This window comes from Actinokineospora terrae (assembly GCF_900111175.1).
Classification (GTDB): Bacteria; Actinomycetota; Actinomycetes; order Mycobacteriales; family Pseudonocardiaceae; genus Actinokineospora; species Actinokineospora terrae.
The window spans coordinates 1-20,617 of the sequence record NZ_FOGI01000026.1 but is presented as its reverse complement, the minus strand read 5'-3'; the positions used below and the strand labels follow the sequence as shown (position 1 = coordinate 20,617).

The following is a 20,617-nucleotide window of genomic DNA, read 5'->3' as shown; positions in this document are numbered from 1 at the left end:
CTGCTTTGCGGTCCTGCCACGGGTGTCGTAGGGGCCCCGCGCGAAACAAGTTCGCCCCATCGAGCACCCCCACCCCACCACCCCCAGCCCGACGACGCACCCGAACGCCCCACCCAGCCCCCGGCCCCGCCGAACGACCCGCCCCCGCCTCAGTGACCCGCCGGTGTCAGACGCGGTCGAGGACGACCACCGGGATTTCCCGGTCGGTCTTCTTGCGGTACTCGTCATAGTCAGGCCAGACCGTGGTCATCTTGGCCCAGAGTTCGTCGCGCTCGGCACCCTCGGCGGTGCGCGCGCGGACGGCGAACTTGTCCGCCGCGACCTGAACGCGGACCTCGGGGGTGGCCTGCAAGTTCAAGTACCAGCCGGGGTGGTTCGGGGCGCCGCCCTTGGAGGCGATGATGACGTACGCGTCGCCGTGCCGCTGGTAGATGAGGGGGAACTTCCGCTCCTGCCCGCTCTTGCGCCCCGTCGTCGTCAGGATGAGGACCGGCGCACCCTTCTGCCAGATGTGCCCCTCCGCCCCGTCCGTCTCCTCGTACCGCCGGACGTGCTCATCACCGAACAGCATGGTTCCCCATCCTTGTCGCCGTCTTCCCGCTCCGCACAACGCCCGCGGCGCCCGGGTTAATCCCGCGCTCCCAGGAAGGCGACGACCTCGAGCACGACCAGGATGGCCACCGCCCGCACCGGCCGCACGTGCAACCGCCGCCTGACCTCGGTGTCCGCCCCAGGGTCCGCCTTGGCCTCCCGCATCGCCAGCTGGACCTTGTCCTCGATCTCCCGCTGAACCGGATTCCCCCGCAACCGCGACGCGTGCGACCACGCCCCAGCGGCGACCCGCAGCAGCGCCCCACCGACCAGGTGCAGGATCACCTCGTCGGTCCGCTGCACCCACGAGATGGCCCCGAACGGGACCCAGTAACGGAAGCAGAAGTTGGTGACCTCCAACCCCGCCGTCGTCACCACCAGCCGCGTCTGCAACGCGGGCAACATCCCCGCCCACGTCACCAGCCAGATGACACCCAAGGCCTGCGCGGTCATCCCATAACTCGCCACCCCAGGCGGGAACGCCCCCAACCACAGCCCGGCCCCCACCAGCCCGACCACAGCCACAACCGCGAAGACGAATTCCCCCCGACGCCGGACCACCGCCAAGACATCGCCTTCACGCACGCGAGAACCCTAGCCGGACCGCCACACCTGACGATCCACGACGGCTTTCGGGTGGCGACCGCGCCGAACGGGTGTGTTCGGCGCGGTCGTGGGGTTGTCGAGTCCCCGGTGGAGAGGTGATCGGGGATCACGCGGTCCACACCGCGCGAGGGGGTTCCCCGGCACCGCGGCCCTGGAGGAAGCGCAGGGGCGCGAGGGGCGGGTCTCCTCGGTCGGCCGGTGAAGGGTGCCATGGGCCACTGACAGGAAAGGGCGGCCCCGGCTGGGACCGCCCTTTCCGACTTCACCGGGGTTGCCGCCACAAGGGCCACATCAGCGGCCCGTCCGGCAGCGCGTAGGGCTCACCCAGCGGCGAGTACCCCTCGCGCTTGTACAGGCGCACGCTCGCCGGGGTACTGGCCTCCAGGAACGCCGCCACGCCAGCGGTGTCCAGCACAGCGTGGTGGTGCCGCAGCAGTGCCTCGCCCAGGCCCTGGCCCTGCTTCTCCGGTACGACGGCCAGCAGTGCCAGGTGGTGGTGCGGCCGCGCCGGGTGGTGCGCCGCGAACGCCGCGTCCAGGGCGTGGAAGCGGTCGGCGTACCGGCCGGTAGCGGAAAGTACGCGGGCGGCGTAGTCCGCGGGGGCGGGGATCGTGCCCTCGGTCCGGTCGAACCAGACCGCCACCGCGTGGTCGCCGATCGCGTCGACGTGGCCGTGGGTCATGGCGTGCTCGACCAGGATCTCGAAGTCCGCGGTCAGCACCCCCAGCCGGTCGGCGGGGGTGTCGATCAGCCACTCGGTCTGCGGCAGGGACTCGAACGCCCTGGCCACGACCGACGCGCTCTGCCGCACGTCCGAGCCGGTGGCGCGGACGACGCCGGTCACCGCGCGCCGACCGGGGTGCGGGCCGGGCCCTTGCCGATCGCGTCGTAGACCTGCGGGCGGGTGCGGCGCAGGACGATGCCGTAGACGATGCCGCCGATCGCCACCACGGCGAACACGATGGGCACGCCCCAGCGCAGCGGCGACTCCTCCGGGACGCCGAGCAGCAGCGCGTAGTGCGCCACGACCAGCACCAGGATGGCCGTCACCGCGATGGCCGCGACCGGGGGCGCGAGCCGCCGGACGCCGGTGTTCTCCTCGTCGGTGTGCTCGCGCAGGAACCGGACGGTGGCGAACGCGGTCGCCGCCAGCAGCAGCAGCACGCCCAGCGCGCCCACGGTGCCCGCGAGGTAGAACATCTCGGTCAGCGGGTCCCAGCCGCCGATGGCGTAGGCGATGATGACGACCAGCGCCAGCGCGCTCTGGGTGATCGACGCCGGTCCCGGCTGGCCGGTGCGCGGGGTGGTGCGGCCCAGCCAGGCGGGCAGCACCTGGTCGCGGCCCAGCGCGAAGCTGTAGCGGGCGCAGGTCGCGTGGAAGCTGATCAGCGCCGCGAGCACGCTGGTGACCAGCAGGACCTGCCCGACCTCGGCGGCCCAGGGCCCCAGGTTCTTCTCGGCGAGCACGAACAGGATCGCCGCGGGGGAGCTCTGCGCGTCGCCGATCACCGTGTCCGGGCCCGCGGCCTGGATGGTCGACCAGGACGAGAGCGCGTAGAGCGCGCACAGCCCGCCGATGCAGATGATCGTCGCCCGGCGCACCGCGCCCGGGCTGGCCTGCTCGGAGAACACCGCGCTCTGCTCGAAGCCGACGAACCCGAGCACCGCCAGGCCCAGCAGCGGGCCGAGCGCCGAGCCGAGCAGGTCGCCCACGGCGAAACCGTCGACCGACAGGCCGCCCTCGGCCGGGTTGGCCAGGTTGGCGATGCTGTAGAGCAGCACCATGGCCACCTCGGCGGCCAGCAGCACCAGCAGCACCCGCGCCGAGTGCTTGATCCGGCGCGTCCCGAGCACGGCGACGACGACCCAGGCCACCAGGGCCAGCACCCACCACGGCACGTCGATGCCGAACCACTTGTTCAGCATCGGCGCCAGCGTGCCGATCGCCCCGTAGAGGCCGATCTGCAACGTGTTGTAGGCCAGCAGCGCCACCCAGGACGCACCGACCCCAGCGGGCTTGCCGAGCCCGAGGCTGACGTAGGTGTAGAAGGCACCCGCGTTGGGCACCCGGCGGGCCATCGCGACGTAGCCGACGCTGAACACCGCCAGCACCGCTGCGATGATCACGAACGCCAGCGGGAGACCGAGCTTGCCGGTGGCGGCGAGCCCGGTCGTCACGATCGCCGCGCAGACCGTCAGCGGTGTGGCGGCCGAGGCGGTGAAGAACACCACGCCCGCGGTCGACACGCGCTGCCCGGCCAAGGTCTGGGCTGCGGTTGTGGACACGCTCACTCCTTTGTGGACCAGATGTGGGGGAAGGGGACGGAGTGGGCAGCCGTACCTGTGGTGCGGTCGGTCGCCGGTCGTGGTTAGAACAGCGGGGTGACCGCTGCTGTCACGAGTACCTCGGTGGTGTGGTCGACGAGCTGGGCCGCGCTGGGGCAGAGGTTCTCGCGCAGTTGGCGGTCCAGTTCCTCGTGCACACCCGGTTCGCAGTGGCTGAGGATCTCCCGGTCGCGGCCGGTCGCGCGCAGCAGACCGGCGAGCAGGAGGTCTGGTGTGGACAGTGGGCGGGGCACGCTGAGGTTGCCCGCGATGCGCACGCCCGCGGCGGCGGCGGTGCTCAGCGACGGGGGGACGTAGAGTTCGAGCGGTTTGCGCAGCAGCCGCTTGCGGGAGGTCCGCACGACCTTGCCCGCGGCCAGCATCCGGTGCCGCACCAGGGTGGCGATGTCCCTGCCGACCAGCACCATGATCCAGTCCCTGGCCAGCACCACGCTGCGGTCCTTGCGCACCCAGAGCCGGACCTTCTCCTGCAGCCCGTCGGCGACGGCGACGTCGGCGACCCGCAGCGCGCCAGCCTCGACGACCATGTGCCGGGTCAGGACCAGTTCGCCGAGCACGGCGGCGGCCAGCCCCGCGGCCAGCGCCTGCGGTTCCAACCGCTGTTCACCGGTCATGTCGTCGAGACCGGCCAGGAAGAACTCGTCGGCGAGCAGTCCGGGTATCGCCTTGCGGTAGTGCGGAGCGGTCATCGCGGGCACCGGTCCCATTCGGTGCCGCTGCCGGTGCCGCGGTGGTCCGAGCGGGTCCGCCCCCGCCACTGGACTTCTCGACTCACGTTCCTCACTTCTTCGTGGTGTGCGCGCCGCAGGATAAAGGCGATACCGACAGCGCGGGATACCCCCGTCGGGGTGACCACCCGATCGGCCCAATCACGTACACCACGGCCGAACGGCCCCGGACACCGGACCACGGTGTGGGATGGCAACGCTCCCAACCGTGTGATCGCGCTGGGGCATTCGGGTGGCGGACCGGGTGATCCTCAGTGGAACGGCAGGTGGCCGTGAGGTGTACCGGAGCACTGTCCATAATGGTTGACGCGGGCGAACATGAATTGATTTCGGTATCGCGATCCGGCATTTCCACAAGGGCGCTGGACAACTGGCGTGCTCCATTAGCGCGGTCGTCGTCGCACGTCCGTGATCCGCGGCGCCGCCCGACGAAATGATTCCCTCGGCCATCGAGAAACGTCGACCCGACGACGTCTCACTCCCCGGGGAATCCGTTTCGGCGGCCGCGGCCAGGGGTATCGACCCGGCATGGACCGAACCAACCAGCTGAACCCGCTCCCGCTGTCGGCCGACGACCTCGCCGCCGAGACCGGCTCCGCGCTGCCGGACAAGGAGGTCTACTCGCTGCTCGACCTCAACGTCGACCTCGACCTGGCGCTCGACCTCGCCGCCCCGATCGACCTGGCGGTGGCCGCCAACGCCAACGTCGCCGCCCCGATCGACGCCGCTGTCGGCGCCAACGTGCTGTCCTCGGACTCCACCGCGCAGGCGCTGTCCGACCAGGGCGTCGCCATCACCCAGGGCATCACCGGCGACTCGACGGCGCACTCCACCCAGGACAGCGCCATCGACCAGTCGGAGCCGGTGCCCACCACCCCGCCCGCCCAGGCCGGTGGCGTCCACGCCGTGGACATCCCCGACGACATCAGCGGCGCGCTCGACGGCGGACTGCTCAACCTGGACGTGAACGTCAACGCCGACCTCGACCTGACCGCGCCGATCAACGGCGCGATCGCCGCCCAGGCCAACGTCGCGGCGCCGATCGACGCCGCGGTGTCGGCCAACATCGGCTCCACCGGGTCCGAGGCCACCGCGGTCGCCCAGCAGCAGGCGATCATCACCCAGGACATCACCGGCAACGCCACCGCCACCGCGGACCAGGTCAGCGACGTCGACCAGTAGGGGTCGACCGACGAGAGAGGTCCGCATGAGCGTCACCTCAGGCACCGCGCCGGACCGGGACGTCGAGGTGCCCCGCCCCGGCGCGGTGCCCACGAGGGCCGACGGCGTGCGGCTGATCGGGGAGATGAGCGGGTCCGGCTACCGGCGCCCGCCCGCCCTGGTCCGCCGCGCCGACGGCCAGGTGCTGCAACTCACCCCGTTGCTCTACCGGGTGCTGGAGGCCGTCGACGGGACGGCCGACCACGCCACCATCGCCGACCGGGTCGGCCGCGCCGTGAACCGGCAGGTCGGCCCACAGGACGTCGAGGTGCTGCTGGACAAGCTGCGGCCCCTCGGCGTCCTGCGCCTGCCCGATGGCAGCGACCCGACGCCGCGCAAGGCGAACCCGCTGCTCGGTCTGCGGATGCGCTGCGTCATCTCCGACGAGGAGACGACCAAGCGGGTCACCGCGCCGTTCACCTGGCTGTTCCACCCGCTGGTGGTGGTCGCCCTGGTGCTGGCGTTCGCGGGCGTCTCGTTCTGGGTGCTGTTCGAGAAGGGCCTGGCCGGGGCCGCCTACGAGGCGTTCCAGCAGCCGTCGCTGCTGCTGCTGGTGTTCGCGGTCACGATCGTCTCGGCCGGGTTCCACGAGTTCGGGCACGCTGCGGCAGCGCGCTACGGCGGGGCGACGCCGGGGGCCATGGGCTTCGGCATGTACCTGATGTGGCCCGCGTTCTACACCGACGTGACCGACAGCTACCGGCTCGGCCGGGCCGGTCGGCTGCGCACCGACCTGGGCGGGCTGTACTTCAACGCCATCGTGTCGGTCGCGGTGTTCGGTGTCTGGCTCGGCACCGGCTGGGACGCGTTGCTGCTGGTCATCGCCACGCAGCTGCTGCAGATGGTGCGGCAGCTGACCCCGCTGGTCCGCTTCGACGGCTACCACGTGCTCGCGGACCTGACCGGTGTGCCCGACCTGTTCCACCGGATCAAGCCGACGCTGCTCGGGCTGCTGCCGCACCGGTGGCGCGCGCCGGAGACCACGGTCCTCAAACCGTGGGCGCGGGCGGTCGTGACCCTGTGGGTGGTCGTGGTCGTCCCGGTCCTGCTGCTCAGCTTCGTGCTGATGGTCCTGACGCTGCCGCGCATCATCGGGACCGCGGTGAACGGCGTCGAGCAGCAGCTGATGGGCCTCGACGCCGCGTTCGACAAGGGCGACCTGGCGATGTCCGCGGTGCGGGTGCTCGGGATGGTCGCGATCGCGGTGCCGATGGCGGGCATCGTGTACCTGCTGGCCCGCATGGTGAGGCGGGCGGTCGCGAAGGTCGTCAAGTGGTCCTCGGGCAGGCCGGGTCGCCGGGCGGTGGCCGTGGTGGCACTGCTCGCGGTCCTGGCCGGGCTCGCCTGGGCGTGGTGGCCCGAGGGTGACCGCTACCGGCCGATCCAGCCGGGGGAGCGGGGCACGGTGCAGGACGCCCTGCCCATGGGCGCTCGTGCACCGCGCGCGTTGCCTGCCGAGACTGCTCCCGCGCCGGTCGCAGTGGCTGCCAAGCGCAAGGCGGTGCTACCCCAGGGTTCGGCTCTGCCCACAAAGGACAAGCCGATCCCGGCGATGGTGCTGACTCCGGTCGGTAACCCCACCGCCCCTCGTTTGGTGTACCCGTTCCAACGGCCCGAACCGCCGGGTCCCGGCGACAACCAGGCCGTCGTCATCAACACTACGGACGGGTCCGTTCAGTACGAGGTGTCTTTCGGGCTGGTGTGGGCAACTGAGGGGGATGTGGACAACCGCAACGAGGCGTGGGCGCTGGCGAGCTGCCAGAACTGCGCCACCGTCGCGATCGCGTTCCAGATCGTGCTGATCGTCGGCAAGGCCAACGTGGTGATCCCGGAGAACGTCGCGGTAGCGGTCAACCACACCTGCGTCGACTGCCTCACCTACGCCCTGGCCTCCCAACTGGTGGTCACCCTCTCCGGCGAACCGGACGAGGCCGCCAAGGCGGAGATCGCCGCCATCTGGAACCGCATGACCGGCCTCGCCGACCGCGTGCGCGGCATGACCCCCACCCAGATCCAGTCCGAACTGGACACAGTGAAACGCGACATCCTCACCGTCCTGCAGAACCACGACCCCGTCACCACCACGACCGTCCCGCCGTCCGCCCCGACCGGGACGACGGCTCCGACCACCACCACACCGGACCCGGCGGGGTCGTCCTCGACCCCGCCGACGTCATCCACCTCGCCGCCCCCGCCGTCGAGCGAACAACCGACGACAAGCCCACCACCGTCGAGCGAGGGCTCGTCCGTGGTACCGACGAGTCCTTGAGGGACAACAGAAGGGGCGGCCCACTGGCCGCCCCTTCTGTTGTCTTGTGATCTTCACTTCGCATGACAGGAGTTGGACGCAAGCACGTCGATTCCAGGACGTTGTGCGTCACTTCGTTGACGAGGAAGCCAAACGGAGCTGACCATCCTGTGTGAATCGTCTCTGTCCTACAGGGAGGTGTCCGGCTTGAGGACTCGTGTACGTGCTTTCGTCGTTGCCGGCCTGATGATCCTGACCGCACTGGTCACCGCCTCGCCCGCACAGGCATACCCCGCTGGTTGCACCTGGGGTGAGATGGACGCTCGCGGCTCCTACGCGGTGTGCACCTCCGGATCCGGTGCCTACCGTTCCTACACCCGCTGCACCACGTGGTACGGCAGTGGGTACATGCGCTACGGCGCTTGGGAGGTCACGACCTATCCCAGGTGGTCGACCTCCTCGTGTTCCTGGGGTGACTCCCGGGCGGCCTACGGGATCGAGACCCGATGAACAAGGCGTTGTGACCTGCCGGCCCCGTCTCCACCGTGCCGCTGCTGTCTGCGGCTTGGTGGCGACGGGGTTCCCGTGTCGTGACAAGGTGCTGGCAGTGGTCACGCGTTGATGGTGCGGCAGGCCGCGATGAAGGTGATCAGTTCGTCCACCTTGTCCGACCGGGTGTCCACCGCTCGGTTGAGCACACGGATCAGGTGGTCATAAGCGTCCGTGTGGTCGTAGCGGGCGGTGTCGGCGATCTTGAGGGCCCAGCGCCAGTAGCCGCGGATGGTGTCGGCCAGGGGCATGCGGAAGTCGGCGATGACGGAGCGGATGGGTTCCACCACCGCGTCGCCGTAGTGGACCAGGTAGCGGTGGAGCATGTCGGCGAAGAAGGTGAAGTGCCGGGCCTCGTCGCGGCTGAGGCGGTTGAGGATCTGGTCGAGGACGGGTTCGTCGACTACCTGGCGCAGGTTCTGGTAGTACAGCTGCGTCGCCTTCTCTTGCACCAACGGGTACGTGAAGAACTGCACCGCGTCCGCGTAGTCCACGGCGAACTTCTTCTGTCCCTCCGACGCCAGTGATAGGCGCAACGGCTCCGGTTCGGCCAGGCCTGATTCCACCTGGTACCGGTAGAGGACACGCGCGTGCGTGTCCTCCTCTTGCGCCCACCGGATCGAGAAGTGGTACAGCTCCCTGTTGTGCACGAACACTTCCCGCTCGACGCTGTCGTTCAACGGGAAGTTCTCGTCGTAGAGGGCGAAGTAGCCGGGGAGGTGGTCCTCGATGATGGTGATGAACTCGACCGCCGAGCGCTGGCCGTCGGTCAGCCGGGACGCGTCGGCGGCCGCCCAGTCGAAGTCGAACTCGTCCCAGCGCGCGCGGGCGGGCCCGGCGCGCAGGAACGAGCCGACCGCGGCGTCCACCTCGGCGGCGGGCAGCAGCGGCCCGCCGACCTGCTTGTGCTCAGCCATGCCTTCTCCAGGATCAGCGGCGTTTCGCGCAGGTCAACGCGTAGTGCTTGGTGGTGAACCCCCACCCCGCGTTCGCCGTGCGCAGGTAGCGGGTCAGCTTGTCGGCCAGACCGGCCTCGATCTCGTCGAGCCGCTCGGCCGAGCGCGCGACGTTGGCCAGCCAGTCCTCGATGGTGCGGTGGTAGTGGTCGGTCAGGTCGTCCACCGCCACCACGCTGAACCCGGCGTCCTCGGCGCCGCGCACCAGCTCCGACAGCGGCCGCATGTCGCCCCAGCCGAAGATCGCGTCCCGCACGAACGCCGATGAGTCCAGCTCGCCGAACTCCGCGCGCTTGGCCGCGTTGCGGTAGCAGCTCTCCGAGACGTACAGCATCCCCTTGGTGCGCAGCGCCGCGTGGGCGCGGGCGAACGCGGCGCCGAGGTCGGGCATGTGCACGATGGAGCCGAGCATGGTCACCGCGTCGAACGAGCGCGGCTCGATCTCCAGCTCCTCGATGTGCCCGACCCTGGTGGACACCAGGTCCTCCAGCCCGCGCTCGCGCACCAGCTCGTGGATGTACGCGTGCTGGTTGGGCGCGGGGCTGATCCCGACCGTCCGCGCGCCGAACTCCTGCGCCATGAACAGGATCAGCGACCCCCACCCGCTGCCGATGTCGAGCAGCCGCTTGCCGGGGCCCAGGTTCACCCGCTCCGCGACGAACCGCAGCTTGGTGCGCTGCGCCTGCTCCAGCGTGTCCTCCGGCGAGGTGTAGAGCCCGGCGGAGTACTTGCGCATCGGGTCCAGGTACAGCCCGAAGATCTCCGGGTCCAGGTCGTAGTGGACGTTGGTGTCAGCGACCGCCACCGCTGGGCTCCTTCTCCGCGAGGGTCGCCACGACCAGCGTCGCCGCGTCGCGCACCGACTTGAGGCCGAACACCTGGTCGTCCTCGAGCTCGATGTCGTAGGTCCGCTCGATCTTGGCGACCGCGCGCAGCACCTTGACCGAGTCGGCGCCCTCCAGCGAGCTCAGGTCGACGTCGGGGCTGATCCCGGCGGCGGGCAGGCCGAACTCGCCGGCCACGATCCCGGTGACAGTGGTGATCACGTCGTCGGACATTGCGGTGTCTCCTCCGGTTCTCACTGGCCGCGGCGCAGGTCGGCCAGGGCGCTCTCGATCAGGTCGGCCTCGGTGTCGGTCAGGTCCATCCGCTCGCGCGCCTGGGCCGCGGTCGCGGGCTGGTAAGTACCGACGGCGGTAACGCAGGTAGCGCCGTCGGGGTCGGTGATCTCCGCGTACGCGCGGTAGGGCGGTGCGTCGACATCGTCAGCGGTGGCAACGCACCGGTACTCGACGCCTACCGCTAACGGAGACAGGTAGCGCGTACGAAGGGTGGTCGTGAACACCGATGTGCCGACCTTGAGCACCAGCAGGTTGCCCATGATCTCGTCGCACACCGTGGTCGCGATCCCGCCGTGCACCACGCCCGGGTAGGACTCGAAGGTGCGGTCTACCCGCAGCACGCACTCGATACCGTCACCGGAGTGCGTGAAGCTCAACCGCAGACCGTGCTCGTTGCTGGGGGAGCAGCCGAAGCAGCGGTAGTCCGGCAGTACCCGCCACGGCACCTCGATCGGTGTCCCGGTGCTCACCCGAGCACCTCGGCCAGCGCCCGGCGGACCTTGCCGTTGGTGCTGAGGTCCTTGTCCACCAGCGACCCGAACACCTGCCGGATCTTGCCCTGCAACTCGTCGAGCTCGCCCTGGTCGGCGACCTGCTCCAGGAAGAGGTCGAACCCGGTGTCGATGGTCGCGTGGTCCTCGAGCTCGGTGAGGTTGCTCTTGAACAGGCTCACCGGGTGCTTGATCTTCTGGTCGGAGGTGTAGACGTAGAGCGTCTCCAGCACCGAGGGGATCTCCTCCGGCTTGCGCTCCAGCCGCCGGCGGCAGTAGTGGATGAACTCCCTGGCGTGCCCGGCCTCGTCCCGGCTGGCGCGCAGCAGGATGTCGGCCAGCACCGGCTCCTCGACCGCGGCGGACACCCGGCGGTAGATGTGGTTCACGGTCAGCTCGGAGATGATGTTCGTGGCCAGCGTCGCCGCCGGGGTTGAACCAGGGGCGTACGGCTCGCGCATAGCCTGAACGGGCGCGTCGTCAACGGCCTCGCCGATGGCCTCTAGCCACGACTTGAACGCGTAGTGGTGCTGGACCTCCTGGTAGCCCCACACCACCGCGAAGGTGGAGAAGTCGTAGTCGTCGACGAACTCGTTGAGGAACCCGTGCACCGCGGCGATCACGTTGGACTCGCCCATCACGCCGCTCTTGGCCATCACCACGTGCTCTGGCTTGACCAGGTCCTTGTCGACACTGCCGAAGTCGATGTCCTTGAGCTGCCAGTGGACGCGCTCGTAGTGGGTGAAGACGTCGAAGCTGTGCATGGCCCCTTCTCCTCTGGTGCAGGCATGTCCTCTGGTTGCCGTGGCTCTATGCCCGGGCGCGGGCTCTTAGGCCACGGCGAGCCTGGTGGCGTCAGCCGAATCTGGATCGCGACGCGAGCCGCTGGAGCTTGCCGCTGCTGGTGCGCGGGATCGCCTGCGGTCCGGCGACGACCACCCGCACGTCGTCGAGCCCGGTGGCGGCACCGACCCTGGCCCGCAGCCGGGCGCGCAACTCCTCGGTGTCCGGCGCGGTCGACTCGACCACCAGCACCATCCGCTCGGTGGCCTCGTCCAGGTAGGCCACACAGCGCCTGCGGTGCACGGCGGGATCGGTGCGGACGGCGGCCTCCACGTCCTCGGGGTAGTAGTTGTCCCCGCGCACGATGATCATTTCCTTGCGGCGCCCGGTGATGTGCAGCTCGCCGCCCGCCAGGTAGCCCAGGTCGCCGGTGCGCAGCCAGCCGTCCGCGGTGAACGGCTGCTCGCCGCGCAGGTACCCCGGGGTCACCGAGGCGCCCTGGATCTCGACCTCGCCGACAACCCGTTCGGCCAGCGGGACACCGGTGTCCGGATCGGTCACGCGGACGGTCATCCGTGCCACCGGTCGTCCCACCGACACCACACCACGTGCGCCAGGAGCGTTACGCGCCACCGCAACGGCTTCTCCCGTTGCCGCCAACCGTGCGCGGTCGACCCAATCCGCATGTGGTGGGGCGTGCAGCGTCGAGAACGTCACCGGGAGCGTGGCCTCGGCGAGCCCGTAGACCGGCAGCATCGACTCCGGCCGGAAACCGGCGCCCGCGAAGTGGTCGAGGAACCCCTCAAGCGTGTCGACCGCGATGGGCTCCGCGCCGTTGAACGCCACCCGCCAGCGGCTCAGGTCGTAGTCGTTGACCTCGGCCTCTGGGACTGCCCTGGCGAGGGCGTCGTAAGCGAAGTTGGGCATCGGACACGCGGTGATGCCCGCCTCGGACATGGTCCGCAGCCAGTGCGCCGGGTCCTTTACGAACACCGATGGCTGCCACACGGTAAGAGGGATCGGGTGGTGCAACGCCGCGAGTGAGCCGAACAGGCCCATGTCGTGGAACAGAGGCAACCAGTTGCCCGCGCTGTCGGCGTCTGTCAGCTCGATACCGCCGCCGATCGCGTCCAGGCACGCGAGCACGTTGGTGTGCGTGAGCCGAACCCCCTTGGGGGCCGACGTGCTACCGGAGGTGAACTGGACGATCAGGTCGTCGTCGCCGGTCACGCCAGTCGCCGGTGGATCGGCGTGCGCGCCGCGCAGGTTCGCGGTCGACACCTCGGTGATGCCGTCTAACGCCGAACCCAGCACACCGCGCAACCTGGCCAAACGCTCGGACAGCACTACCGTCCGGATGTCCGCCGCGGCGATGATCCCGGCGATCCGCTCCTGGTAGCCATCGCGCGCGGTAGTCGGCAGGGCGAACGGACACGCGCACGCCCCCAGGACACCTAGGCCGATCAGCACGCGGAAGAAGTCAGCCTCGTTCTGGCACAGCAGCCCCACCCGGTCACCGCGCCGCACGCCCGCCTCCGCCAGCGCTCCGGCTACCGCGTGCGACTGGTCCAAGAGCTCGCCCAGGCTCAGCGTCTCGCGCCCGGTGTGGAAGGTGACGGGCGTGCCCGGTCGCCGCCGCACCGCTGCCGCCAACGCCGCGTGCAGGGTGTCCGGCTCAGCCACGGCCGCCGCCGAACGCGCTCAGCGCCGCCGCCACCTCGTGCGCCGGATCCCCGGCGGGCCTCGTCGCGGGCACGAACGTCCACCGCCCACCCGACGCGGTCGGTGTCCACACCCGCGTCCGCACCCGCGGCGGCGTGGCCGCGCGCACGGTGAGCGCGCAGTGCCGGTCGCCCAGGTCGAGCACCCTGGTCAGGAACCCCGAGCCGAACGGCCAGTCCACAGCGGACCAGGTGGCGGTCGGGTCGCCGTCGAACCGGATGGTGCGCAACCCCGCGCGCAGCCCCCGGCCGCACGCCTTCGCCGCGCTCTCCTTGGCCGCCCACAACCCCCGCGCCGGGATCCGCTCCCGCAGCTCGCCCTCGGCGCAGAACCGGTCGGCGACCTCGAGTAACTCGTCCTCCGCGGCGTCCTCGACGTCCACCCCGCAGGCCACCGGGCTCTGCGCGAGCACCAGGAAGTCCTGGTCGTGGCTGGCGTTCACCGACCCCGGCGCCGCGACGGCGGTGGCCAGCACCCGCGCCGCCTGGGCCTGCACCCGGCGCCTGCCGTGGGTACGACGAGCGATGGCGGCCCGGTCCGCGGCGGGCAGCGCCGGTTCGGCGTCCCCGCGCACCCGGTCCAGGTCACGCAGCGACACGACGTGAACAGCCACCGAGGTCATGACGCGCTCGCGCGCAGGTCCGACAGGCCGCGGAACTGGAGGTTGTCCGCGCGCCAGTTCAACCGCTCCGGCTCGGTCAGCACCAGCTCGGGCAGCCGGGTGGTCAGCTCGGTCAGCGCGATCCGGCCCTCCATCCGCGACAGGCCCGCGCCGATGCAGTAGTGCACGCCGAGCCCCAGCCCGACGTGCCCGGTGTCGTTCCTGGTCACGTCGATGCGGTCCGGGTCGGCGAACCGCTCCGGGTCGCGGTTCGCCGATCCGCGCATGAGGTAGGCCAGCTGGCCCTCGCGCAGCTGCTCACCCCGCAGCCGCACGTCCCTGGTCAGCAGCCGGTGGGTGAGCTGCACCGGGCCGTCCCAGCGGATGACCTCGTCGACCGCGCCTGCGATGGTCCCCGGGTCGCGCTTGAGCAGCTCCCACTGGTCGCGCTGGGTGAGCAGCCCGGCCAGGCCGTTGCCCAGCATGTCGATGGTGGTCTCGAACGACGCGGTGATCAGCAGCAGCAGGTTCGACACCAGCTCGTCGGTGCCGAGCCGCTCGCCGTCCTCGTCCGCGCTGACCAGCCGCGACACCAGGTCGTCGCGCGGGTCGACCCGGCGCTGCTCCATGATCGCGGTCAGGTACTCGATCATCTCGTGCACCGCCTCCGCCGCGCTCTGCGCGCCACCGAGGTCGGGCGCCGCGCCGACGAACACCTTGATCGCGTCGCACCACTTGGTGACCAGCTTCGCGTCCTCGGTGGGCAGCCCGTAGAGGCCGCAGATGACCAGCGCGGGCACCGGGAAGCAGAAGTCGGCCATCAGGTCGAACTCGCCGCGCTCGACCATCGAGTCGACCAGGTCGTCGACGATCCCCTGCACCATCGGCTCCAGCAGCCGCACCGCGCGCGGGGTGAAACCCTGGTTCATCAGCTTGCGCATGCGGGTGTGCGTCGGCGGGTCGAGCATCCACATCCAGTGCGCCGCGAGCTCGAGGAACCTGGCCACGGCGGGGGAGGGGTCCGCGCCGCCGCGCTGCGCCACCAGCAGGCCCAACCGGCGCGAGGAGAACGTCTCGTGGTCGCGCAACGCGGCCGTCACGTCGTCGTAGCGGGTCAGCACCCAGCCGTTGAGCTGCTCGTCGTAATACACCGGGCTTTCGGCGCGCAGCCGGGCGTAGGCAGGATAGGGGTCGCTCATCACCGCGCGGCTGAGTAAGGTGGTTTGGCCGACCTGATCCGTCATCTTCGCCCTTTCCCCCGGATATCGGCGACTTCCTGGTGTGCGCGCCGAATACCCCGGCGCCGGTGGCGGATTGGCCCCATTCCCCACTCAGTGAACACGACGCCCAGTCCGATCCGCAAGGAATTGCCCGCTGGGAAAACCGGAACGCACCAATCCGGCTGTGGACAGTGGACACGCGCCGAGGGCATGGGGTATGCGCGCGCGGGAATTGTTCGCGCTGTCCGGAGTAGGGGTAATGCGCTAAGGGGTCGCCGCGGTAAGGGAACTAGTCAGGCAACGTGACCATTGGACTGGTCGAGCACCCGGGCGGTACCGGTGCCGCGCAGCACCTCGGCGGTGGCGTTGGTGACCACCACGGTGAAGGTGATGTCCGCGCCGTCGCGCGTGTCGACGGTGACCGAGGTGGTGATCTCGTCGCCCGCGAACACCGGCGCCAGGAACCGCAGGTCCATGCCGGTCACGTGCACGCCGTCGTCGGCGAGCAGGGGTGTCCCCGACAGCGTGAGCAGGCCCTGGGCGACCTTCCTGCCCGCCACCCCACCGATGTGGTGCGCCCCGAAGTCCCCGGTCAGCCGCGCGCAGGCGGCGATGTCGTCGTCGCTGACGGTCCGCCGCGCGCTGAGCGCGGCACCTGCCCCGATCATCGCCGCGCCCCCTCGCCGACGAGCACGACACCCTTGCTCGTCCCCGACACCACGACCTCGTCGCCGCACCGGATCCGCGCGTCGAACGCGATCTTGGTGACCCCCGGCCCCGGCTCCAGCCGGGTGATCTCGAGTTCCGCGGTGATCTCCTCGCCCACGGCGACCGGCCTGGTCACCGCCCAGGTCATCCGCCCGGACAGGTAGTCGATGTCGCCGCCCAACTCGGTCAGCGGCGCCACCACCAGCAGATAGGGCAGGTATCTCGGCTCGGAATTGTCCGGATACCCCGAAAGGCCCCGGAATTCCCGCACCTCGTCGACGGTATAGGTCCGCGATGTCCGCAACACATCCCCGACCGCGACCTCGCCGTGCGCACTCGGAATGGTCGTCACCACCGAATCCCCTCCGCTCATCCGGCTTTCCGCAAGGTCGGCTTTACCCAAGACCCGGCTTCACGCTAGCACGGCACCCGCCGCGGGCCAACGCGCCCATTCCGCAGCCGAATAGTCCTCAATGGAGTGGTGTGGGTCTGATGTGGACCCTTTCCGCACTAGCCGAGCTTGTCGAGCTTCGCCCGCAGCACGGTCTGTTCCTGGGTGTTGGCGCACAACGGGATGGCGCGCTCGAACTCCGCGCGGGCCTCGGCGGTGCGGCCCAGGCGGGTCAGCAGTTCACCGCGGACGCTGGGGATGAGGTGGGAGTGGGGGAGGGCGTCGACAAGGGAGTCCACGATCGGCAGGGCGGCGGCAGGCCCCTCGGCCATCGACACCGCCACGGCGCGGTTGAGGTCTACCACCGGCGACGGTGCCAGCGTGCCGAGCGCCTCGTACAGGACGACGATCCTGGCCCAGTTCGTGCCCGCCACCGAGTCGGCGACCGCGTGGCACTCGGCGATCGAGGCCTGGAGCCCGTAGGCGCCCAGGCCCCGCCCCCGCGCGGCCTGGGCGAGCGCGGCGCGCCCCCGCTGGATCGCCGACCGGTCCCACCGCCGCCGGTCCTGGTCCTCCAGCAGCACCGGCCGCCCGTCCGGCCCGGTCCTGGCGGGGAACCGCGCCGCGGTCAGCTCCAGCAGGGCCAGCAGGCCGTGCACCTCGGACTCGTCCGGCACCAGCCTGGCCAGCACCCTGGCCAACCGCTGCGCCTCACCGGCCAGGTCGAAGCGGATCCACGAGGCACCGGAACTGGCGGACGAGCCCTCGGTGAAGATCACGTACAGCACGGTCAGCACCGACCCCAGCCGGGCGCGCCGCTCGTCGGCAGGCGGCACCTCGAAGGGCACCCCGGCCGCGCCGAGCGCCTTCTTCGCCCTGGTGATCCTGGCCTGCACCGTCGCGGTCGGCACCAGGAACGCCTTGGCGATCTCGTCGCTGGTCAGGCCGCCGACGACGCGCAGCGTGAGCGCCACCCGCGCTTCCGGCGCGAGCACCGGGTGGCAGGCGGTGAAGATCAGCGCCAGCACGTCGTCGTCGATCTGGTCCGGGTCCCAGCCCGCGTCGTCCACGGTGCCCTCACCCAGGTCGTGGGCGAGGGCGGCGTACCGGTCGTCGAGGGCGGAACGCCTGCGGAACGCGTCCACCGCCCGCCGCTTGCCGACGGTGAGCAGCCACGCGCCGGGGTTGTTCGGCACCCCCTCGCGCGGCCAGCTCACCAGGGCCTCGGCCAGCGCCTCCTGGGCCAGGTCCTCGGCGACGCCGAAGTCCCCGGTGTAGCGGGCCAGCGCGCCGACGATGCGCGCCGACTCGATCCGCCACACGGCCGTGACAGCCTCCCGACCGGCACTGCCACGGCTCGGCCCGGTGCTCCCGGTCAGAGCTGACCGGTCGACTCCCGCCACGCCCGCTCCTTCTGGATCCACTCGTTGTCCTGCGGGAACTCGTCGATGGTGGAGACCCGCCGGATCTCGGTCTTGAACCCGGGCCCGCTGATCGGCGAGCGCCGCGCCCACTCGACGGCCTCTTCCTTGGACGCCACGTTGAGGATGTAGAAGCCGTTGAACAGCTCCTTGGTCTCCCCGTAGGGGCCATCCGTCACCACCGGCGGCTCCGAGGAGTAGTCGACGACGACACCCTCGGCCGCGTCCCCGAGGCCCTCGGCCGCCACCAGCACGCCCGCGCGGATGAGCTCCTCGTTGAACTTGCCGACCGTCGCCAGCATCTGATCGAAGTCGATGTCGCCCATCGCGGCGTAGGCCTCGTCGGACGCGCGCATGATCAGCATGTACTTCATCGTCGGTCTCCCTGACGCTCCTGCGGGCCCGTTGCTCGGCCCCGCTCACCCCTGCGTCGAACGGCGCGGACGCGGATCGACAGCGGGCGAGAACTTTTTCTGCTCAGGGCCACCGGCAGCCTATGTCGGGGCGGTCCCGGTTGCCCCATCCGGGTGGCGACACGGCTTTGACCTGCGAAAACGACCGACGGCGGACCGGTGAGACCGGTCCGCCGTCGGCTAGGGGTGGGGAGAGAACTAGATCTGGAACTTGGCCACCAGTTCGCGCAGGTGCGCGGAGAGCTGCTCCAGGTCGACCGCGGCCTGCTTGCTGCTGTCGATCTCCTGGGAGGCGGTCGCGGTGGCGCTGGCGACGTGCCCGATGCTGCCCGCGATCTGCGAGCTGCCCGAGGCGGCCTCGGCGATGCTGCGGCTCATCTCGTTGGTGGTGGCGGTCTGCTCCTCCACCGCCGAGGCGATGACCAGCTGGTAGTCGTTGATCTTGGCGATGATCTCGGAGATCTCGCCGATCGTGCCGACCGCCTGCGCGGTGTCGGACTGGATGGCCTCGACCTTGCGGGCGATGTCCTCGGTGGCCTTGGCGGTCTCCTGGGCCAGCTCCTTGACCTCGCTGGCCACGACCGCGAAGCCGCGACCGGCGTCCCCGGCCCGCGCCGCCTCGATGGTGGCGTTGAGGGCCAGCAGGTTGGTCTGCTCGGCGATCGAGGTGATGACCTTGACCACGTTGCCGATCTGCGCCGAGGAGTCACCCAGCTTGGCGACCACGTCGGTGGTGGACGCCGCGACCTCGACCGCGTGCGAGGCCACGTTCGCGCCCTCGTTCGCGCTGTGCGCGATCTCCTTGATCGACGAGCCGAGCTCCTCGGCGCCGGTGGCCACCGTCTGCAGGTTCAGCGACACGTTGTCGGCCGCCGCGGCGACCTGGGTGGCCTGGGTGTTGGCCCCGGTGGTGCTGTCGAGCAGCCGGTCGCTGACCTGCACCAGGCGGGTCGAGTCGGACTGCAGGGTCTGCGCGGTGGTGGCCAGCGCGGCCACCGCGGCGCCGAAGTTCTCCCGCGCCTGGTTGAACGCGGTGCCCAGCTGCCCGACCTCGTCGCGGCCCTGCACGATGGCGGGCTTGCTCAGGTCGCCGTCGGCCATCTGCTTGGCCACGACGGTGATCTGGCGCAGCGGCCGCACGATGCGGCCCGCGACCAGCAGCGCCAGCGCGATCGCGGCGGCGAGGCCGACGATCATCGAGATCAGCACCACGGTCCACGCCGAGTTGTAGGCGTCGCGCCCCTCGGCGGCGGCGCGCTCGGCGCTGGTCCGCTCGATGACCGCGAGCTCGTCGATGCCCTTGTCGATGTTGGCGATCAGGGTGGTGAACTCGTTCATGTCGGTGATCGGGGTGTAGCCCGCGGGCACCGGGTCCCCGTAGGAGATGTCCCGCTCGACGCGGAACTTCTTCTGGTCGGCCAGCAGCTGCGCCGCGCGCACCCGCCCGGCCTCCTCGGTGGTGTGCGACAGGTACGCCTCCACCGAGACGTCGATCCGGCCGTCAGCGGCGTGCTGCCCGTCGCGGGCGCGCTTCTGCCCCTCGGTGCTGTTGTCCACGTACCACATGGCGGCCCAGTGGTTGATGTCCCCCTGCGCGCCCCGGATGTCGCCGAGGTCGCTCAGCGCCGCGGCGTTGCCGGTGGCCACCCGGTTGAGCTGGCCGTCCAGATTCGACATCTGGATCATCGCCAACACCCCGATGAGCACGGCCACCGCCACGACCGCGCTCAACGCGGCCAGGATCTTCGCCCGGATACCCCAGTTCGCGACCAGCCCGGCCAGGCCCCGCGGCTTCTTGATCTCGGTTGCGTTCGCAGCCATCGCCTACCCTCACGCTCCTGTGTCTACCGCCGGCCTCCTTGCCTGCCCCGCTCCAGTCGACCGCCCCGCGCCCGAGCTGAGGATTCCCAGCCCCAGCGCACTCCAGCCCTGATATTCAGCCTGGTCACGGGTGCTGCCGGGGTGCGCTCCCGGCGCGGTTCGGGTGCACCCCGCCGTCGAATTGGACGTTGCGCTCACGGCAAAGGGGTCGGTGCGGGTGCGGGCGTTCACCAACGTGCTGTGGTTCGAGTGGGACGACTCGGTTGGTGGGTGTTCGCCGATGTGAACAACGGCGTTTACGAGTGCGGCTTCGCGGGCGACCAGGCCGCCTACGACTCCGCTTACGATCGGTTGTGGGCGGCGGTGGACTGGTTGGACGAGCGCCTGACCGCCCGCCGTTACCTGGTCGGTGACACGATCACCGAGGCCGATGTCCGCCTGTTCACGACCCTGGTCCGCTGGGACCCGGTGTACCACGGCCACTTCAAGTGCAACCGCTCCCGCCTGACCGAGCTCCCCGCGCTCTGGGCCTACGCCAGGGACCTGTTCCAGACCCCCGGCTTCGGCGACACCGTCGACTTCGCCCAGATCAAGGAGCACTACTACGCGGTCCACCGCGACATCAACCCCACCGGCATCGTCCCCAAGGGCCCGGACCTGGCGACCTGGCTGACCCCACA

The 20,617-nt window shown here is 70.4% G+C and carries 20 protein-coding genes and 1 pseudogene; 3 read left to right on the top strand and 18 right to left on the bottom strand.

Annotated features, from left to right (window positions below; translation table 11 throughout):
• Positions 1–166: 166 nt before the first annotated feature.
• The 5 genes from BMY07_RS33270 to BMY07_RS33250 all read right to left on the bottom strand — a co-directional run bounded on the left by BMY07_RS33270 (position 167) and on the right by BMY07_RS33250 (position 4,232).
• Complete coding sequence (locus BMY07_RS33270; protein WP_092787324.1) at positions 167–571, bottom strand: nitroreductase family deazaflavin-dependent oxidoreductase; 405 nt, start codon at positions 569–571, stop codon at positions 167–169.
• A gap of 56 nt (positions 572–627) precedes the next feature.
• Positions 628–1,176: a hypothetical protein gene (locus BMY07_RS33265; protein WP_092787322.1), complete on the bottom strand. Its 549-nt coding sequence runs from the start codon at positions 1,174–1,176 to the stop codon at positions 628–630.
• A gap of 283 nt (positions 1,177–1,459) precedes the next feature.
• Positions 1,460–2,041, bottom strand: coding sequence for a GNAT family N-acetyltransferase (locus tag BMY07_RS33260; RefSeq protein WP_092787320.1), 582 nt, complete (start codon positions 2,039–2,041; stop codon positions 1,460–1,462).
• A complete protein-coding gene (locus BMY07_RS33255; protein ID WP_092787318.1) occupies positions 2,038–3,483 on the bottom strand; it encodes an APC family permease in 1,446 nt (481 codons plus the stop codon). The genes BMY07_RS33260 and BMY07_RS33255 overlap by 4 nt, the downstream gene beginning before the upstream one ends.
• Before the next feature lie 83 nt (positions 3,484–3,566).
• Positions 3,567–4,232: a GPP34 family phosphoprotein gene (locus BMY07_RS33250; protein WP_177215944.1), complete on the bottom strand. Its 666-nt coding sequence runs from the start codon at positions 4,230–4,232 to the stop codon at positions 3,567–3,569.
• Between the two features lie 567 nt (positions 4,233–4,799).
• On the opposite strand from BMY07_RS33250, the gene BMY07_RS33245 reads away from it, so the two are divergent.
• Both BMY07_RS33245 and BMY07_RS33240 read left to right on the top strand, forming a co-directional pair.
• A complete protein-coding gene (locus tag BMY07_RS33245) occupies positions 4,800–5,453 on the top strand; it encodes a peptidoglycan-binding protein (RefSeq protein ID WP_092787314.1) in 654 nt (217 codons plus the stop codon).
• Positions 5,454–5,478: 25 nt separating this feature from the next.
• Complete coding sequence (locus BMY07_RS33240; RefSeq protein WP_092787312.1) at positions 5,479–7,761, top strand: zinc metalloprotease; 2,283 nt, start codon at positions 5,479–5,481, stop codon at positions 7,759–7,761.
• A gap of 590 nt (positions 7,762–8,351) precedes the next feature.
• Here BMY07_RS33240 and BMY07_RS33230 read toward each other — a convergent pair.
• The 13 genes from BMY07_RS33230 to BMY07_RS33170 all read right to left on the bottom strand — a co-directional run bounded on the left by BMY07_RS33230 (position 8,352) and on the right by BMY07_RS33170 (position 19,937).
• Positions 8,352–9,206 (bottom strand): acyl-ACP desaturase, encoded by an 855-nt coding sequence (locus BMY07_RS33230; protein WP_092787308.1) that lies wholly within the window; start codon positions 9,204–9,206, stop codon positions 8,352–8,354.
• Between the two features lie 13 nt (positions 9,207–9,219).
• Complete coding sequence (locus BMY07_RS33225) at positions 9,220–10,050, bottom strand: class I SAM-dependent methyltransferase (protein ID WP_092787306.1); 831 nt, start codon at positions 10,048–10,050, stop codon at positions 9,220–9,222.
• Positions 10,037–10,303: an acyl carrier protein gene (locus BMY07_RS33220; RefSeq protein ID WP_092787304.1), complete on the bottom strand. Its 267-nt coding sequence runs from the start codon at positions 10,301–10,303 to the stop codon at positions 10,037–10,039. Before BMY07_RS33220 ends, BMY07_RS33225 begins: the two co-directional genes overlap by 14 nt.
• Before the next feature lie 20 nt (positions 10,304–10,323).
• Positions 10,324–10,836, bottom strand: coding sequence for a PaaI family thioesterase (locus BMY07_RS33215; RefSeq protein ID WP_092787302.1), 513 nt, complete (start codon positions 10,834–10,836; stop codon positions 10,324–10,326).
• Positions 10,833–11,621 carry a ferritin-like domain-containing protein gene (locus BMY07_RS33210; protein WP_092787300.1) on the bottom strand — a complete coding sequence of 263 codons (789 nt, stop codon included), beginning with the start codon at positions 11,619–11,621 and terminating at the stop codon, positions 10,833–10,835. Before BMY07_RS33210 ends, BMY07_RS33215 begins: the two co-directional genes overlap by 4 nt.
• A gap of 91 nt (positions 11,622–11,712) precedes the next feature.
• Positions 11,713–13,323 carry an AMP-binding protein gene (locus BMY07_RS33205; protein ID WP_092787297.1) on the bottom strand — a complete coding sequence of 537 codons (1,611 nt, stop codon included), beginning with the start codon at positions 13,321–13,323 and terminating at the stop codon, positions 11,713–11,715.
• Entirely contained in the window at positions 13,316–13,975 is a 660-nt protein-coding gene (locus BMY07_RS33200) for a 4'-phosphopantetheinyl transferase superfamily protein (RefSeq protein WP_177215943.1), read from the bottom strand. The genes BMY07_RS33205 and BMY07_RS33200 overlap by 8 nt, the downstream gene beginning before the upstream one ends.
• 5 nt (positions 13,976–13,980) lie before the next feature.
• Positions 13,981–15,162, bottom strand: coding sequence for a cytochrome P450 (locus BMY07_RS33195; RefSeq protein ID WP_143073775.1), 1,182 nt, complete (start codon positions 15,160–15,162; stop codon positions 13,981–13,983).
• Between the two features lie 314 nt (positions 15,163–15,476).
• The gene (locus BMY07_RS33190) at positions 15,477–15,851 is read right to left on the bottom strand and encodes a hotdog family protein (protein ID WP_092787291.1); all 375 of its coding nucleotides are present in this window, start codon (positions 15,849–15,851) and stop codon (positions 15,477–15,479) included.
• On the bottom strand, positions 15,848–16,243 hold the full coding sequence (locus tag BMY07_RS33185; RefSeq protein ID WP_092787289.1) for a hotdog family protein: 396 nt from the start codon (positions 16,241–16,243) through the stop codon (positions 15,848–15,850). Before BMY07_RS33185 ends, BMY07_RS33190 begins: the two co-directional genes overlap by 4 nt.
• Before the next feature lie 158 nt (positions 16,244–16,401).
• Positions 16,402–17,661 (bottom strand): RNA polymerase sigma factor, encoded by a 1,260-nt coding sequence (locus BMY07_RS33180; protein WP_218150866.1) that lies wholly within the window; start codon positions 17,659–17,661, stop codon positions 16,402–16,404.
• Positions 17,658–18,077, bottom strand: coding sequence for a YciI family protein (locus BMY07_RS33175; protein ID WP_092787285.1), 420 nt, complete (start codon positions 18,075–18,077; stop codon positions 17,658–17,660). The genes BMY07_RS33180 and BMY07_RS33175 overlap by 4 nt, the downstream gene beginning before the upstream one ends.
• A gap of 237 nt (positions 18,078–18,314) precedes the next feature.
• On the bottom strand, positions 18,315–19,937 hold the full coding sequence (locus tag BMY07_RS33170) for a methyl-accepting chemotaxis protein (RefSeq protein WP_092787283.1): 1,623 nt from the start codon (positions 19,935–19,937) through the stop codon (positions 18,315–18,317).
• 270 nt (positions 19,938–20,207) lie between these two features.
• Here BMY07_RS33170 and BMY07_RS33165 point away from each other — a divergent pair.
• Positions 20,208–20,617, top strand: a pseudogene (locus BMY07_RS33165) (glutathione S-transferase C-terminal domain-containing protein); the annotation flags it as partial.

Excerpts from the sequence above, each read along its gene's own strand:
- BMY07_RS33270 (WP_092787324.1), bottom strand. The coding sequence starts at position 571 with ATGCTGTTCGGTGATGAGCACGTCCGGCGGTACGAGGAGACGGACGGG.
- BMY07_RS33250 (WP_177215944.1), bottom strand. The coding sequence starts at position 4,232 with ATGACCGCTCCGCACTACCGCAAGGCGATACCCGGACTGCTCGCCGAC.
- BMY07_RS33245 (WP_092787314.1), top strand. The coding sequence starts at position 4,800 with ATGGACCGAACCAACCAGCTGAACCCGCTCCCGCTGTCGGCCGACGAC.
- BMY07_RS33240 (WP_092787312.1), top strand. The coding sequence starts at position 5,479 with ATGAGCGTCACCTCAGGCACCGCGCCGGACCGGGACGTCGAGGTGCCC.
- BMY07_RS33230 (WP_092787308.1), bottom strand. The coding sequence starts at position 9,206 with ATGGCTGAGCACAAGCAGGTCGGCGGGCCGCTGCTGCCCGCCGCCGAG.
- BMY07_RS33220 (WP_092787304.1), bottom strand. The coding sequence starts at position 10,303 with ATGTCCGACGACGTGATCACCACTGTCACCGGGATCGTGGCCGGCGAG.
- BMY07_RS33210 (WP_092787300.1), bottom strand. The coding sequence starts at position 11,621 with ATGCACAGCTTCGACGTCTTCACCCACTACGAGCGCGTCCACTGGCAG.
- BMY07_RS33195 (WP_143073775.1), bottom strand. The coding sequence starts at position 15,162 with ATGAGCGACCCCTATCCTGCCTACGCCCGGCTGCGCGCCGAAAGCCCG.
- BMY07_RS33190 (WP_092787291.1), bottom strand. The coding sequence starts at position 15,851 with ATGATCGGGGCAGGTGCCGCGCTCAGCGCGCGGCGGACCGTCAGCGAC.
- BMY07_RS33175 (WP_092787285.1), bottom strand. The coding sequence starts at position 18,077 with ATGAAGTACATGCTGATCATGCGCGCGTCCGACGAGGCCTACGCCGCG.
- BMY07_RS33170 (WP_092787283.1), bottom strand. The coding sequence starts at position 19,937 with ATGGCTGCGAACGCAACCGAGATCAAGAAGCCGCGGGGCCTGGCCGGG.